Source organism: Blautia sp. MSK17_66, from assembly GCF_020538025.1.
Classification (GTDB): domain Bacteria; phylum Bacillota; class Clostridia; order Lachnospirales; family Lachnospiraceae; genus Blautia_A.
In genome coordinates this window covers 1-14,925 of the sequence record NZ_JAJBNQ010000009.1, presented here as the reverse complement: position 1 = coordinate 14,925, position 14,925 = coordinate 1, and the positions used below count along the sequence as shown (strand labels likewise).

Annotated in this window: 13 protein-coding genes and 1 pseudogene; 4 read left to right on the top strand and 10 right to left on the bottom strand. The window is 42.4% G+C overall.

Annotation, left to right across the window (positions count from 1 at the left end):
* The first annotated feature begins 25 nt into the window (after positions 1-25).
* Positions 26-1,033, top strand: a complete 1,008-nt coding sequence (gene asnA / locus LIR34_RS06130) for an aspartate--ammonia ligase (RefSeq protein ID WP_161286597.1) — start codon at positions 26-28, stop codon at positions 1,031-1,033.
* Between the two features lie 196 nt (positions 1,034-1,229).
* Positions 1,230-1,658, top strand: coding sequence for a CBS domain-containing protein (locus LIR34_RS06125; RefSeq protein WP_173902275.1), 429 nt, complete (start codon positions 1,230-1,232; stop codon positions 1,656-1,658).
* 93 nt (positions 1,659-1,751) lie between these two features.
* Here the strand turns inward: LIR34_RS06125 and LIR34_RS06120 are convergent.
* From LIR34_RS06120 to LIR34_RS06085, 8 genes and pseudogenes are all read right to left on the bottom strand, one after another.
* Positions 1,752-2,246 (bottom strand): annotated as a pseudogene (locus LIR34_RS06120) (recombinase family protein); the annotation flags it as partial.
* Positions 2,247-2,305: 59 nt separating this feature from the next.
* Positions 2,306-2,506, bottom strand: coding sequence for a hypothetical protein (locus tag LIR34_RS06115; RefSeq protein WP_173902274.1), 201 nt, complete (start codon positions 2,504-2,506; stop codon positions 2,306-2,308).
* A 209-nt stretch (positions 2,507-2,715) separates the two neighbouring features.
* A complete protein-coding gene (locus LIR34_RS06110; protein WP_173902273.1) occupies positions 2,716-3,486 on the bottom strand; it encodes a hypothetical protein in 771 nt (256 codons plus the stop codon).
* Positions 3,487-3,500: 14 nt separating this feature from the next.
* The gene (locus LIR34_RS06105) at positions 3,501-4,655 is read right to left on the bottom strand and encodes a hypothetical protein (protein WP_173902272.1); all 1,155 of its coding nucleotides are present in this window, start codon (positions 4,653-4,655) and stop codon (positions 3,501-3,503) included.
* 704 nt (positions 4,656-5,359) lie between these two features.
* Positions 5,360-6,799, bottom strand: coding sequence for a M20 family metallopeptidase (locus LIR34_RS06100; protein WP_173902271.1), 1,440 nt, complete (start codon positions 6,797-6,799; stop codon positions 5,360-5,362).
* A 120-nt stretch (positions 6,800-6,919) separates the two neighbouring features.
* Positions 6,920-7,696: an amino acid ABC transporter ATP-binding protein gene (locus LIR34_RS06095; protein ID WP_276530629.1), complete on the bottom strand. Its 777-nt coding sequence runs from the start codon at positions 7,694-7,696 to the stop codon at positions 6,920-6,922.
* On the bottom strand, positions 7,680-8,465 hold the full coding sequence (locus LIR34_RS06090) for an amino acid ABC transporter permease (RefSeq protein ID WP_161286564.1): 786 nt from the start codon (positions 8,463-8,465) through the stop codon (positions 7,680-7,682). Before LIR34_RS06090 ends, LIR34_RS06095 begins: the two co-directional genes overlap by 17 nt.
* A 108-nt stretch (positions 8,466-8,573) precedes the next feature.
* On the bottom strand, positions 8,574-9,428 hold the full coding sequence (locus LIR34_RS06085; RefSeq protein ID WP_161286563.1) for a transporter substrate-binding domain-containing protein: 855 nt from the start codon (positions 9,426-9,428) through the stop codon (positions 8,574-8,576).
* 284 nt (positions 9,429-9,712) lie between these two features.
* Here LIR34_RS06085 and hydF point away from each other — a divergent pair, with 284 nt between their 5' ends.
* Together hydF and dapF are read left to right on the top strand one after the other, a co-directional pair.
* Positions 9,713-10,942 carry a [FeFe] hydrogenase H-cluster maturation GTPase HydF gene (gene hydF / locus LIR34_RS06080; protein WP_173902270.1) on the top strand — a complete coding sequence of 410 codons (1,230 nt, stop codon included), beginning with the start codon at positions 9,713-9,715 and terminating at the stop codon, positions 10,940-10,942.
* A gap of 333 nt (positions 10,943-11,275) precedes the next feature.
* On the top strand, positions 11,276-12,130 hold the full coding sequence (gene dapF / locus LIR34_RS06075; protein WP_161286559.1) for a diaminopimelate epimerase: 855 nt from the start codon (positions 11,276-11,278) through the stop codon (positions 12,128-12,130).
* 121 nt (positions 12,131-12,251) lie between these two features.
* Here the strand turns inward: dapF and LIR34_RS06070 are convergent, their stop codons facing one another.
* Together LIR34_RS06070 and LIR34_RS06065 are read right to left on the bottom strand one after the other, a co-directional pair.
* Positions 12,252-14,375 (bottom strand): HaeIII family restriction endonuclease, encoded by a 2,124-nt coding sequence (locus tag LIR34_RS06070; RefSeq protein WP_244092229.1) that lies wholly within the window; start codon positions 14,373-14,375, stop codon positions 12,252-12,254.
* Between the two features lie 57 nt (positions 14,376-14,432).
* Entirely contained in the window at positions 14,433-14,813 is a 381-nt protein-coding gene (locus LIR34_RS06065; RefSeq protein WP_161286556.1) for a hypothetical protein, read from the bottom strand.
* Positions 14,814-14,925 lie beyond the last annotated feature (112 nt).

The following is a 14,925-nucleotide window of genomic DNA, read 5'->3' as shown; positions in this document are numbered from 1 at the left end:
TTATAAAGTTTTAGGAGGAATTCCAATGGATCAGATTAAAATACCTGTCGGTTATCATTCAGATCTCAATCTACATGATACACAGGTTGCAATTAAAACTGTAAAAGACTTTTTTCAGCAGACACTGGCTCAGAAATTAAATCTTCTCCGTGTTTCTGCTCCGGTTTTTGTATCACCATCTTCCGGTCTTAACGATAACCTGAATGGTGTAGAACGTCCTGTAAGCTTCGACATCAAAGGACAGGAAGAAAATGCCGAGATCGTACACTCTCTTGCCAAATGGAAACGCTACGCCCTTAAGAAATACGGCTTTGCTCACGGCGAGGGACTCTATACAGATATGATCGCTATCCGCCGTGATGAAGATCTCGATAATATCCACTCTGTTTATGTAGACCAGTGGGACTGGGAAAAAATCATCTCCAAAGAAGAGCGTACCATGGAAACGCTGATCAACACAGTTCGTTCCATCTACAGTGTTCTTCGCAAAACGGAGAAATATATGGCTGTTCAGTATGACTATATCGAAGAGATCCTGCCAAAGGAAATTGCTTTTGTTTCCACTCAGGAACTTGTTGATATGTATCCGGATCTTACACCAAAAGAACGGGAATACAAGATTGTCAAAGAAAAGGGTGCGGTCTTCCTCATGCAGGTAGGTAAGGTTTTATCTAACGGAGAGCGACATGACGGACGTGCCCCGGACTATGATGACTGGGAACTGAACGGAGATATCCTTGTATATTATCCTGTACTCGACATTGCTCTGGAGCTCTCTTCCATGGGTATCCGTGTTGACGAGGACTCTCTTGATTCCCAGCTTACAGAAGCAGGCTGCGATGACCGAAGAGAACTTCCATTCCAGAAGGCGATCTTTAATCAGGAGCTTCCATACACCATCGGCGGTGGTATCGGTCAGTCCCGAATCTGTATGTTCTTCCTGCGAAAAGCTCATATCGGTGAAGTACATGTTTCTATCTGGCCGGATTCTATTCAGAAAGCTGCTGAAGAAGGCGGAGTAAATCTGCTGTAAAATTTTCTTATTTTTTTAGTTTTATAGTTATTTTTCACCAATTTTTAATATTTAAACAATTGACATTCTGTACCCTACATACTATCATAATACTGTTCACAGCAGTCTGCTGCCTGTGAACAGCTACATAATTATAACAGCATCTGAATCAATGTTCAGATACACATATGATTAAAGAAAGACAGAGGTACTGACTGTGAATATTTTGTTTTTTTTAACACCCAAAAGTGATGTTGCTTATATATTTGAAGATGAGACACTTCGCCAGACAGTTGAGAAGATGGAACACCGCAAGTTCTCCTGTATCCCGATCCTCAATAAGGAGGGGAAATACACCGGCACCATATCTGAAGGTGATCTTCTGTGGGGTATTAAGCGTCTCAACATCAATATCACCGATCTGAAAGAAATGGAAGATGTTTCCATCATGGCAATCCCCCGCCGGGCTACCTATAAGCCGGTTCATGCGGATGCCGACATGGAGGATCTCCTGGATCGTGCCATCAACCAGAACTATGTTCCGGTCATAGATGACAAAGGGTCTTTTATCGGCATTATCACCCGTAAAGAAATCATCAAATACTGTTACAAGGAAATGAAAAAACTGAGTGCTCCCCGCACATAAAAAAAACCGGCTCCATCAGGGTAGCAGCGCATAAGACAGGTTTATAAGGTTTAGAGAGAACAGCGTGGCGGAAGTCACGCTGTTCTACTTTTCATACGGCGGAATAGTCGTCAGGTGTTCGCCGGATTCTCCCTTGATCCGGAGTGAGGTACGCACTTTCTTGCTGCCGTCCCGAACGTAGTATTCGTTGATAATGTTGACGAACGGGACGAACTCATTGTCTTGCTGGTTAGCGCTGTCCACACCGCTGTTGACGGCAATGAACCGCACGTTATTCTGTGGGAATGTGATCTCGGTATACCTCCCAACTTCCAGATAATTTCGACCGATGCGGCTCATGTCCTTCGTGATGACCGTACCGATCTTTTCGTCTTCCACCAGCGCCATCATTCGCTGCCAATCCGGTCTTTGAAAGTTCGCGCCCGTGTAACCGTCATCCACAAAGAACTCCGTATTGCGGAAGCTGTGTTCCTTTGCATATCGGCTGAGATAGGCTTTTTGATTCACAATGCTGTTACTGTCGCCCTAAGATTCGTCGTCACGGGACAAGCGGCAATACAGCGCGGTAATTTTGTCAGACTGCTTCATAGTAGATTCCTCCATCATCTGAGGACAGTCTGCCAAGACAAGGTTGCTGTTGGTCACGATCACACACTCCCCTCGGAGTCGATCAGCTTCACCGCCTTTTCGGTAAGGGTGTGCTTTCCGTCAAAGCTGGCAGTAAAGCGGTAGATGGTGTTTCCTTCTTTCAGGCGTACCGTGATCTGCGGTAACTCCTGCCAAAGAGGAACGGGGACACTGCGGCTGTCGTCCGATTCCACTTGGACGTTACGTTTCTTGTTATCCATTTGCACCTTCCTTTTTATTCAGATTTCCGGGCAGTGTCGCATGAATCTCCCGGAGCAAAGTGCGTGATATGACCTATGGTTATTCAGTATATCACAGCAAGTGTAGCTACACTTGCGAAAAACAGAGCGTTCCGGCTGACCGCCGAAACGCCCTGTTTCCATTTTTGGGATCGTCACAAGCCCTTATGTTCGTGAAAAATTACGAAAGCTCACCAGCTATACTCTGATAACTGGAATGTGTAGGATTCGCCAGGAGTAATGTCATAGATCACAACAGAGTCATCCTTGAATTTATCTCCGGCGCTCAGAGAAGATAGGTATATATTGCCGGAGTCTACCAGATAACCCGCACTGTCATACAGCTTATAACTAATCATATCATACCCGGAATCACTGCTCCCGCTCTTCTTTTCTCCGGCAATCGTAATGGTCAGATGCGGGGAATAGTCTTTGTCAAACTTAAATTCGGCTCCTTGAATTTGGATCACGGATGCCGTACTCCCCATGAAGTTCTTCACCTTCAGATCCAGCGGAAATGAATCAAACGTCACTTGAACATCTTCAATAGGCAGGCAATACAGAGCATCGCAGTTTGCTTCGTCAAACTGAACTGCGTTTTCCTTGTACACGGTGAAATAAACCTTCCCGCTTGCGGACGTTCCGGCTTTGATCTCAGCGGCAGGGATTCTCACATTGGCAAGATACTGCTCTCCGGCAGCTTGGCTGGTATAGTAGCTGAAATCATCAGTAGAAACGGACTTTGTACCAGTATAGACCTCTTCATCCGCATCATTTACGATTCGAATACCCACATCGACATCGGCTGACAGGGACTTATCATTTTTATCAGCCAAGCCAAAGAAAAGGCTGTAATCACTTGTCCCCTCGTTATACTGGAAAGACCAGCTTTTCAGTGTTTCAACACGGGATGCCGACGATCCGCACCCACTCAGCAACAATGCAACTACAAGTCCCCACATAAGAAAGAATCGTTTCAGTTCTGCGTCTCCTTATCTGTCTGTGCCTTTATTGCACGGAACATTTCTTGTTTGAGCAAACGCTTTTTCTTTGGATCCATTGTGCAGTAATTGCAATTGCACTGCTCGCTTAGAAAGCAAGTCTCGCAGATAAGCTGTTCAACTTCCTGCATAATCAGTTCATCATCTCTGGGAAGTTCGTAGGCTTCGATCTTTTGGATGCCTGTCGGGTTACGCAGTCCGTAGTCAATCAGTTTTCCATTTCCGGTTTTTACATAGCGGTAGACCTCGGCGTAGAACGAAACACTGTCACCAACGGCGCACTCTTCAAAGCCTGATTTCTCCATCCAGACGTGATCCTCTTTTCCGTCAAACATTGTCCCATCGGTGTACATTCCACTAATGAAGATCCGCTTGAAGCAAATATGTTTTGGCTTAATCTTCTCAATCTGTCCTTTGAAATGAGACATAACCGCACTGAAAAAGCAGTCAGAAAAGTACGGACGGTGTTTCTTACCCAACGATGCGAATTGAACGTCGAGATAATCATTGTAGGAAAATTTCTCCGCTCCAACAACATTACGCTGGGACGCTGGGTCAAAAAGAATGATTCCGCCTTCGTCTAATACGCAATCCTTTTCTCCATAGTAGATTGCCAAAAGCGATTCTTCACCTGGATACTTGGCAATCAGAGCAGCGGCTTTTTTGAGCCGCTCCTGCCGCTTTTGCCTTTCGCAGCGTTCGCACTCATACTGCTCCGCAAGGATGCGATCCTCTATGTGTCTGCTTGCGTCTTTTGTCAGCAATGGAGATAAATGTTCAACGCAATCGTAATCGCCATTTTCCATGCGTGTTTTGAAGCGGACAAGAACTTCTTTAAGTTCCTCAGTGGTCAGATACCTTGCCTTGCTAATAGAACAGCTATGGTAACAACCCGTGTTTATGTTGCCATGCCCATCGCCGTACATAATGGCGGTATTCCATGGGCAAAAATAATGCTCCTTCTGGATGAGCCTTCCTCGCTTCAAGCCCTCCTCAAATTCCGGAAAGACCGCTGGATTGCCACAGCCTTCGTGATCCTCCACCCAAAATCCGGAAGGACCCTTGTCCGCGTGACTGATCATCACATTGATTGCATCGACTGTAGCCTTTTTCATTTGTTTGTTATTCATAACCCAAACCTCCGTTAATAAGTGCCGCCAGACAGCGACCTGACATGTTAACGTGGTCTTTTAGAGTATTTATAAAAATTATAGCATGTTTCTTTGTGCTTGTCTATCCTACTTGCTCGGCAGGACAGGCAAAAACAGTTTTCAAATTCAGAGGTTTCTATCGCTGTAAATGATGTGCTGCTTATGGAAAGGGATTCCACTGTTCATTGGATGGTGAACAACTAATTGTAACCATGCAATAGCGAACGGAACGGTGAGCGCAGTACACGGATTGCAGAAGCGCGGAATAATGGACAAAATTATCGTTTCAGCAAACTTCTTCCCTATCCTCCCAAGGATTGGTTTAAGTGAGGGATTTTTGACTACTTTTCTGAAAGATGACATCTCAGAAGTACCCTTATGAAACAGGTTGGTAATCGGCATTTAACTGACGTATGAGCTGTACTTGTGCAAGGGCATGGACACATTATTGCCCCTGATTTTTATGTTGCTCACAGGTAAGCTAATTCCGGATTATCGACCTTAACTCGTACAAAATCTGTCCCATCCATCTACCATCAACAAAGGCAACTGCAAAAGCAAAGGGGCATGTGCCTTAATGACACATACCCCTTTTGTCAGCAACCCTTGTCCGGCAACTGCCATAGTATTTGTTTTTCAAAACCTGTTTTATGGACAGCTACCCCAGGAGCCGTTTTTTTATATCAGTCCGGAATTACCGGTACTGCATCTGCCGGAATCGGGCATACATAACCGGATTTTGTACGTTTTTCAAACTCTGCTCTGGCCTCATCCAGAATCGACGTATCCTCAAGAATATCAATCGCAGCCGCTGCAAGAACTTTTCCCGCATGAACTGCCGCTTTATGTCCGATTTCTGAACCATCACAGGAGACATTCTGCCAGCTGTGTCCCGGGCATCCGTTTGGCCATGCTGCCACATGGATCTGTGCTGTCGGAGTCAGCCAGCTTACATCACCGACATCTGTAGAACCAGCCTGGAATGCATCCTTCTGATACAGAGGTGCAAGAAATCCATTCATAGCATGTCCATATGCTTTCTGCATCTTCTCAACTTCTTCTCTTGCATCCTCATCATTTTCTGCTGCAACCCCGGGAACTGCACTGTGATCATAAGTGTCTGCCAGTGTATCTGCAAAGGCATTTTCTTCTTCTGTATACTCCGGAACTCCAAGTTCCTGGAAATTTCTGTAGAGAACCCTCTCCAGAGCAAAATTACTCACGGTATCCGCAAGTCCGTCAATAAACTTTCTCTCATAAGTAGTCTCTGTCATCAGAGCTGCACCCTCTGCGATCTTGTCCACACGTTTCTGAAGTTCTACCGCCTCAGCCACATGATTGGATCGTACCATATAAAGAACACTCGCGCGAGGCTGTACAACATTCGGACTGCAGCCGCCTGCGTCTGTGATCGCATAGTGGATTCTCGCCTTGTCGCTCATATGCTCTCTCAAAAACTGTACTCCAATGTTCATAAGCTCCACTGCGTCCAGTGCACTGCGTCCCATCTCCGGTGCACCTGCCGCATGAGAAGCAGTTCCGGTAAACTTGTACTGTACCTGGATACAGGAATTAGAAGATCCTGTTGCCACCTCATTGACATCCTCCGGATGCCAGGTAAGTGCCACATCCAGCTTTTTCCATACACCATCTCTTGCCATAAATGCTTTTGCGGCACCACCCTCTTCTCCCGGACAGCCATAGAAGAGTACCGTACCGGAAATGTCGTTTTTCTCAAGATAGGCTTTGATTCCAAGGACAGCGGCAAAGGCTCCTGCACCAAGAAGGTTGTGTCCACATCCATGACCATTTCCGCCTGCACAGCGTTCTTTTCGCTCGGTCAGACCGGCCTCCTGAGAAAGTCCGGAAAGTGCATCATATTCCGCCAGAACTCCAATATATGGACGTCCATGACCATAAGATGCGGTAAATGCTGTCTCAATACCTGCTGTTCCACGCTCTACTTCAAAGCCTTCCGCTTCCAGTGCATCACAATAGGTTTTTGCTGACTTGAATTCCTGAAGGGAAAGTTCCGCAAATTCCCATACTTTATCTGCAATCTCAATGACCAGATCTCTTTTTTCTTCAATTGTCTGCAGTGCAGACTGTTTTTCTGCTGTCATAATCTACCTCTTTCTGTAAAGTGCAAAAAGGCAACCAGAATTTTCGTAGCTGTTCACAGCAACGAATTTTCTGATTACCCTTTTCACTGATTCATAACTGCTCAGTATCTTCCATAAATATTACAGTACCTTGGACAGGAATTCCTGAAGACGTGGATTGGTCGGATTCTCAAAAATATCTGCCGGTGTTCCATCTTCAAGCAGTTTTCCATCTGCCATAAAAAGTACACGGTTTCCGACTTCTCTCGCAAATCCCATCTCATGAGTTACCACCACCATGGTCATTCCTTCTTTTGCGAGTTCTTTCATAACATCCAGAACCTCTCCTACCATCTCCGGGTCAAGTGCCGATGTTGGCTCATCAAAAAGCATGACATCAGGTTCCATAGCAAGCGCTCTCACGATCGCAACACGCTGTTTCTGTCCACCGGAGAGCTGGATCGGATACGCATTCGCACGGTCAGCAAGTCCTACACGTTCAAGAAGCTCCAGAGCCTTTTTCTCTGCATCTGCTTTGGAAACTCCCTTGACCTTCATCGGTGCAAGTGTCATATTATCAAGAATCGTCATGTGCGGAAACAGATTAAAATGCTGGAACACCATTCCCATCTTCTGTCTGAGGGCATCGATATCCAGTTTGACCTTCTTGCCGGAAGCATCCTTGTATCTCTTCTTGGTAATATCCACGCCATTGAAGATGATCTCTCCATCTGTCGGTTCTTCCAGAAGGTTCAGACTGCGAAGGAAAGTGGATTTACCGGAACCGGAAGGTCCGATGACTACCATAACATCGCCTTTGTTAATATTCACAGTCACATCATCCAGTGCTTTGATCGCACCTCTGTGATAATGTTTCTTAAGGTTTTTTACCTGGATCATACTATCGTTTGTCGCCATGGCTCATTCTCCTTTCGAAATATGCGATCAGTTTGGAGGTCGGGAAGCACAGGCAGAAATAGATCGCTGTTGCAACCAGCAGAGGCTCAATGATGATAAAGGTTGCACCCTTCACTGCGTTTACAGCAGACATAATATCCTGTACACCGATGGTATAAGTAATCGCAGACTCCTTGATGATAACAACAAATTCATTTGCGATTGCCGGAAGGATATTTTTGAGAGCCTGCGGAAGGATAATGTAACGCAGGTTCATAGTCTGGGAAAGTCCCAGAGAACGTGCTGCCTCTGTCTGTCCCTGATCAATGGACTGGATACCGGCACGGATGATCTCACAGAGATACGCACCGGAGTTCATGCCAAGTGCTACTACACCAGGGAAAAATCTGTTAAATTTAATGAATCCAAACATCTGGAAGGATGGCAGATCGATCATTCCAAAAACCCCATAATAAATGATGAAGATCTGTACAAGCACAGGAGTGGATCGAAGGATCTCAACATATGCTGTTGCGATAAAAGAAAGAGGATTAAATTTTGACAGCCATACCAGCGGTCCTCCCTCTCTCAGATGTCCGTTTCGCTTCACTGCAAGGCCACGGAACGGACGAATGTTCGACATACGCATCAGTGCCAGAAGCAGGGCGAGTACGAAACCGATCGCTACTGTAAAAAGAGACAGCAGTACAGTTACCAGAAGTCCCTGTCTGAACAGCTGTGCATAGGGAGCAATTTTCCCGAAATTTGATAATTTAATAAAACTGTCCATAAAAACTCCTTTCATTATATAGTAGTATTTTCAGCAAAATTCCTCCCCATGTATTCTGGGGAGGAATCTGTCAGCTATTATCTTGTATTTCCTGTAAAGTAAATCTGATTATTCAGCATCTGTTTCCGGAACAGCACCATTATCATCCAGTGTTCCTTCATATGTCTGACCTGCTGCAAGCTCTGTAGCATCTGCAACAAATTTGTCCAGGGAACCATCTTCCTTGGCGGATTTGATTGCCTCATTGACTGCCTTCAGAAGAGCCTCATTTCCCTTGGCAACACCGATGGAAGAACCGGTTGCCTCATATGGTACGTCACATACGATCTCGAGATCCGGGTAGTTCTCTTTGTAGCTCTCTGCAACAGCTGTTTCGATAAATGCTCCGTCCATCTTGCCAGTCAGAAGTTCTGTGATAAGATCTGTAACCTTCGGAAGAGATACGATATCAGCATCCGGAGCATTCTCGTTTGCAAGAGTCAGCTGGATAGAACCTGTCTGTGCTCCGATAGAATAATCTGCGTTGTTTGCATCTTCCAGAGTCTTGAATTTGTCTGCTTTATCCTTAACTGTTACAAAAGACTGTCCACCCTCATAATAGATGTCAGAAAAGTCCATTGCATCCTCACGAGCCGGATCCGGTGAAAGACCAGCCATACCAAGGTCTACGTTCTTCTGAGACAGTTCGCTTAATACACCGTCAAAGTCCATCGGAATTACTTCCAGTTCCAGTCCCATCTTGTCTGCAATATATTTTGCCAGATCCATGTCGAATCCTGCCAGTGACGGATTACCATCCTCGTCGATAGAATAGAATTCATACGGTGCAAAATCCGGGCTTGTTGCTACTGTAAGCTTGCCATCTGTAACGGTCTCAACCTCATCTGCTGCAAATGTCGGTACTGCCATAGAAACTGCCATAACTGCGCCAAGTGCCAGTGCTGTAATTTTCTTTAAGTTCATTTTCTTCTCCTCCTCGTTCTGCTTCGAGAATATTTATGCATGAATTTGCATATTTCCTCTTCGTTTTACTTATTGTAACACACTATTTCAAAATTACAAGCACTACTTTCATTAATAAACACACAAAATTTCCGTCATATTTGTCAGTTCCTTTGTAAAAACACCTAAATCCGGATGGATATCCCTGTATTACACTTGAATATACTCATATATTTTTTTATAATAAATAAATACTTTTGTTTTCTAAATTTTTATGCATTTTACACATAAAAGGAGGCTGTGCTATGGGAATGAATCAGACACCCACCTCAGAACGGGTACATATCAGTTTTTTCGGAAAAAGAAATGCAGGTAAATCCAGTGTCATCAATGCTGTGACCGGTCAGGATCTCTCCATCGTTTCTTCCGTCATGGGAACCACGACGGATCCTGTATACAAGACAATGGAACTTCTTCCTCTCGGACCTGTAATGATCATTGATACTCCCGGTATTGATGATAAAGGAGAACTTGGTGCGCTTCGTGTCCGCAAAAGCTATCAGGTTCTGAATAAAACCGATATCGCCATTCTGGTCATAGACAGTACAATCAGCAAAACAGAAGAAGAGTTCGCCCTGATCCATCGTTTCCATAAGAAAAAAATTCCATATCTGGTCGTTTATAACAAGATCGATCTGCTTTCAAACGAAGAGATCAAAGATCTGGCTATGTCTGTCCGTCCCGGCGAAGTTCTGGTCAGTGCTTCCTCAAATATGAATATCTATGAACTGCAAGAAAAAATCGCCTCTCTCAAGCCAGAAGATACGCACAAATATCCTCTGATCCAGGATCTGATCGAGCCTCTGGATCTGGTGATCCTTGTTGTCCCGATCGACAAGGCCGCGCCAAAAGGCCGTCTGATCCTGCCGCAACAGCAGACGATCCGCGACATCCTGGAGAGGGGTGCGCTTTCTCTTGTTGTACGTGATACCGAACTTAAAGATACTCTGGAACATTTCCGTGCCCAGGGGATCAGGCCACGGCTCGTAGTCACCGACAGCCAGGCATTTGCACGCGTTTCCAGAGATACCCCTGAAGATATTACCCTGACTTCATTTTCTATTCTCTTTGCGAGATATAAGGGAGAACTTGAGACACAGTTAAAGGGAGTTTCTTCACTTTCTTCTCTTGAAGACGGCGACCGTATTCTGATATCTGAGGGATGTACGCATCACCGTCAGTGCGGAGATATCGGAACCAGCAAGATTCCCGACTGGATTCGAAATTATACCGGCAAAAAACCAGTCTTTGAATTTACCTCCGGAACAGAATTCCCGGAAGATGTTTCTTCCTATAAAATGGTGGTTCATTGTGGTGGATGTATGCTGAATGAGAGGGAAATGAAATATCGTATTGCCTGCTGCCAGGATCAGGGAGTTCCCATCACCAACTATGGTATCCTGATCGCACAGGTCACAGGAATTCTAAAAAGAAGCCTTGGTCCTTTTCCAGAAATGCAGAAACTGCTTCCGTAGACTTATCGGCAAGAAATTTTAAGCGTTGTTCATAAGAATTTTGAGTTCTTTTTGGTAAATTTTCACAAAATCATAACATTTTTCCGCTATACTGTGGTTCTATGATACTGGAAAGTTTATCCAGCTTTTTACAAAAGATATTGTGTTACTGTTCACTCCGTTCGCAGTAACTTGGTCAAAATGCATTCCAAATCACCTTCGGTGATGGCATTTTGCCCCATATGTCTCGGGATTTTGCCATATTCATGGCAAAACACCTCGCGGGATATTACCTGTGAACAGTTACGATATTATAACTAATGGGGAGAATACTTTAATAACAGGAGGAAATTTATGAAATTTACAAAAATGCAAGGTATCGGCAATGATTATGTATACGTAAACTGCTTTAAGGAAACTGTCACCAATCCCTCTGAAGTAGCCAAATTTGTCAGTGACCGCCACTTCGGAATCGGATCTGACGGACTGATCCTGATCAAACCATCTGATGCTGCCGACTGTGAGATGGATATGTACAACCTTGACGGATCCCAGGGAGCCATGTGCGGAAACGGAATCCGCTGCGTTGCCAAATACGCTTATGATTACGGTATTGTCAACAAGACAAGCATCTCTGTTGCCACCAAAAGTGGTATCAAATATCTTGATCTGACCCTCGGTGATGACGGTAAGGTCGCTCTGGTCAAAGTAAACATGGGCTCACCGATTCTCACAGCAAACCAGATCCCGATCGTATCCGACAAGGAACAGGTCATCAATGAGCCATTGGATGTAGATGGCACTGCTTATCGTATCACAGGTGTTTCCATGGGAAATCCCCATGCGATCGTATATATGGATGATCTCGAAAACCTCGAAATCGAAAAAATTGGTCCGAAATTCGAAAACCATATTGCTTTCCCGGATCGTATCAATACAGAATTTGTCAGGGTCATTGACCGCCATACTCTTCAGATGCGCGTGTGGGAACGTGGTTCCGGTGAAACCCTCGCCTGTGGTACCGGTGCCTGCGCTGTGGCTGTAGCCTCCACCCTGAACGGACTCGTCGATGAGGGCAGGCCTGTCACCGTCAAGCTCCTCGGAGGCGATCTCCAGATCCTCTGGAACCGCCAGGAAAACCTTGTCTACATGACCGGACCGGCTACTACTGTTTTCGATGGAGAGATTGATCTTTCATTTCTTAGGTAATCTGTAACAAAAAAGCACTGAACTCATGACACTATCATGGGTTCAGTGCTTTTTCTTATTATTCTGGTAAAATTTAAAAGCTCAATAGAAATATCATTATTAATATCTCTTTCCACCACTCTTAATCTTGATTCTGCCAGCTCAAAATAGTTCCCATTACTTTTCTTGGCTGTGCCTTTATTTGAACATCAAATTTTAATGATGTTCTTGATATTTTTGAGTCTGCATTATGCAATCTCATAGAAATAATCCATTGATCAAAATAAACTTCTATAGTTGTTTTGCTCTTAGGTTTTACCCGTACTTCAACGATTTCTTCTGGCATAGTAATTGTTTGTACTGCTTGCTCATTCTTGTGACCATTATAGTCTCTCATAAGGCAACCATGCATATTATATGGATATACCTTTGTAGCACAAGAATGATCCTCTTTAATAAATTTATAAAAATCACGTGTTCCGAACATATATTCAAAAAATGTTTTTGTAAACAATCTTGCTCGTTCCTGCTCTTCTTCGCTTGCATTTTCATCTACCGTTCCCAAGCGTTTTATTTCTGTTGCATATAATTTTATAATAGGATAATAAATACTCTCTTTTTTATCTGCAACTTCTGACCATTTTTTATACTTATTCGCATATAAATCTATTAAATCAAATACTTTATTCATTTCACAAATGAACTGCCTACTACATTCAAATTGCCCATTCGTCCAAGCCTTCGCAAAATCTGGATTCTCTGTTATTCTTGGATGTTTCACTGCTTCATGATTATTTTTACAGCTAATCCCTATATCAATAATTTCTATTTTTCGATTCTCATCTTCAAATATCTTTAAATCAATATCTCTTACATCACCTTTACTTCCTGCTTGATCGGGCATAGCTCTTAAAATTCCATATAATTCTTCTTTTGATGTTAAAATCGGCTCTACACTTCTCAAATATCGAGCAGCAACTCGAGCTGCACGGTCATAATCATTAGGAGTTTCTTCTACTTGTATAAAATCTATTTCATTGTCATCTTCTTCAACTTCTTCATTAAGGTCACTAATAAGCTGATATGCTCGTTCTATATTTTTATAATATTTGTCCCTGTGTAGCTTTAAATTTGAAGCCTTCCATCCATGCTCTATCAACTCTTGATATATACCAATCAATGTAGCATATTCAAAAGCTTTTCCACTTATTACTGTATTTGTAATTCTTTTATCTGCCGAGCTTCCTTTTATCTCTGCTTCTGGATTTTCCATATTTAAAAAAGGACTTAAATCCTCTGTCATTAAAATTCTATTTACCTCTGTTGCTATCGCTTCTGCTAATTTTACAGGTACCGCATTTCCAATCTGTCTATACTTGCTCTCTAAATCACCACAAAATTCCATTTCCCTTGGAAAAGTTTGTATCGCCGCAGCCTCTCTATAACTTAATCTTCTATATTTTCCAATAAATTCAAATTTATCTTTTGCTGCAAATTGCATTCCATCTGAGTCAGGACTTAATGGAACCTGTTTTGCCATAGCAGGTATCGTAAATGAAACATCTTCATAATCTCTTTGTCTATTTCTCGACATATATCTAGATGAAAATGGTGCCTGACATACTTCATTTAAATCCACTTCATTTAGATCTTTTAATGCTTCTTTTAGCGTTACAATTTTGGGATCTCCAGAAGGGAAAATATATGCCCCACCTTTGCATATTTCATTTTTTATTCCTATAAATATAACTCGCATTCTATCCTGTGGAACTCCATAGTTTTTTGCATTAACTGTTGGTGCCGACATTGTGTATCCTAACTCAGAAAAATCTTCAATAATTTTATCAAAAACAGCTCCACCACCTAATGTTTTTATTCCTATAACATTTTCAGCCACAATAACCTTTGGTTTTTTTATTCTAACCATTTCTACAAAGTGTCTATATAAAACATTTCTAGAATCATCAACTTGTCTTGGTCCCGCTAAAGAAAATCCCTGACATGGAAATCCACCTAATACAACATCTACCTCTGTATCTGGTAATACAGTTTTTAAATCCAATTTTGAAATATCTCCACATTTAATTATTGTACACTCTTTTTCCGGTTTTCTACTTCCATCCTTATTATAATTAGCCCATTTATCATACGTGTCACATGCATCTTTTGCCGAATCATTGGCCCATAATATTTTAAATCCTTTATTATGAAATCCCATATCTAAACCGCCAGCTCCAGAAAACATAGAAACAACTTTAAAACTCATTCCAATAACCTCCATCGTCCTTTGATTCCTTTGAATCATTCGCCTTAACCACTTATATTATACAACATTATTTCCCGAAATAATTTTAAGACTACTATTTATACTGCACTTATTTTCCAATAAATATTTTATCAAATATGCATCCTGATAATTTAAATCTGGAAAATAATATATCTCTTTTTCATCAACTTCTGCTAGTAATCCCTTTTTATTTTGAGCACAAAAGAAATTTAATATTTCTTCTTTCTGATTTTCCTCTACATTGAAAACTACTAATTTATGTTTTCTTATCTTTTCTATATTATCACAGATATCATCAATATATAAGTTCTTTATTAATAGTTTTCCCTTCTTATCAATCATAATCGTTTTTATAGTTCTACATTTTTGTTTTTCTAAACAATACTCAATATTCATTAAATGTTTTATTTTTTTCATACACACCTCGCAATTATAGAACATATGTTTTTATTTTTCAAGAACTATTTTCACCACAGTTAAATGAATTTTTAAATTCTACCTTGCAAGAGTAAATTCTATACCTATAGAA

What these genes read in the sequence shown, in the direction of transcription:
- LIR34_RS06070 (WP_244092229.1), bottom strand. Translation starts at nt 14,375, where the DNA reads ATGAGTTTTAAAGTTGTTTCTATGTTTTCTGGAGCTGGCGGTTTAGAT.
- LIR34_RS06090 (WP_161286564.1), bottom strand. Translation starts at nt 8,465, where the DNA reads ATGGACAGTTTTATTAAATTATCAAATTTCGGGAAAATTGCTCCCTAT.
- LIR34_RS06065 (WP_161286556.1), bottom strand. Translation starts at nt 14,813, where the DNA reads ATGAAAAAAATAAAACATTTAATGAATATTGAGTATTGTTTAGAAAAA.
- LIR34_RS06100 (WP_173902271.1), bottom strand. Translation starts at nt 6,799, where the DNA reads ATGACAGCAGAAAAACAGTCTGCACTGCAGACAATTGAAGAAAAAAGA.
- LIR34_RS06095 (WP_276530629.1), bottom strand. Translation starts at nt 7,696, where the DNA reads ATGGCGACAAACGATAGTATGATCCAGGTAAAAAACCTTAAGAAACAT.
- hydF (WP_173902270.1), top strand. Translation starts at nt 9,713, where the DNA reads ATGGGAATGAATCAGACACCCACCTCAGAACGGGTACATATCAGTTTT.
- dapF (WP_161286559.1), top strand. Translation starts at nt 11,276, where the DNA reads ATGAAATTTACAAAAATGCAAGGTATCGGCAATGATTATGTATACGTA.
- LIR34_RS06110 (WP_173902273.1), bottom strand. Translation starts at nt 3,486, where the DNA reads ATGTGGGGACTTGTAGTTGCATTGTTGCTGAGTGGGTGCGGATCGTCG.
- LIR34_RS06085 (WP_161286563.1), bottom strand. Translation starts at nt 9,428, where the DNA reads ATGAACTTAAAGAAAATTACAGCACTGGCACTTGGCGCAGTTATGGCA.
- LIR34_RS06115 (WP_173902274.1), bottom strand. Translation starts at nt 2,506, where the DNA reads ATGGATAACAAGAAACGTAACGTCCAAGTGGAATCGGACGACAGCCGC.
- LIR34_RS06105 (WP_173902272.1), bottom strand. Translation starts at nt 4,655, where the DNA reads ATGAATAACAAACAAATGAAAAAGGCTACAGTCGATGCAATCAATGTG.
- asnA (WP_161286597.1), top strand. Translation starts at nt 26, where the DNA reads ATGGATCAGATTAAAATACCTGTCGGTTATCATTCAGATCTCAATCTA.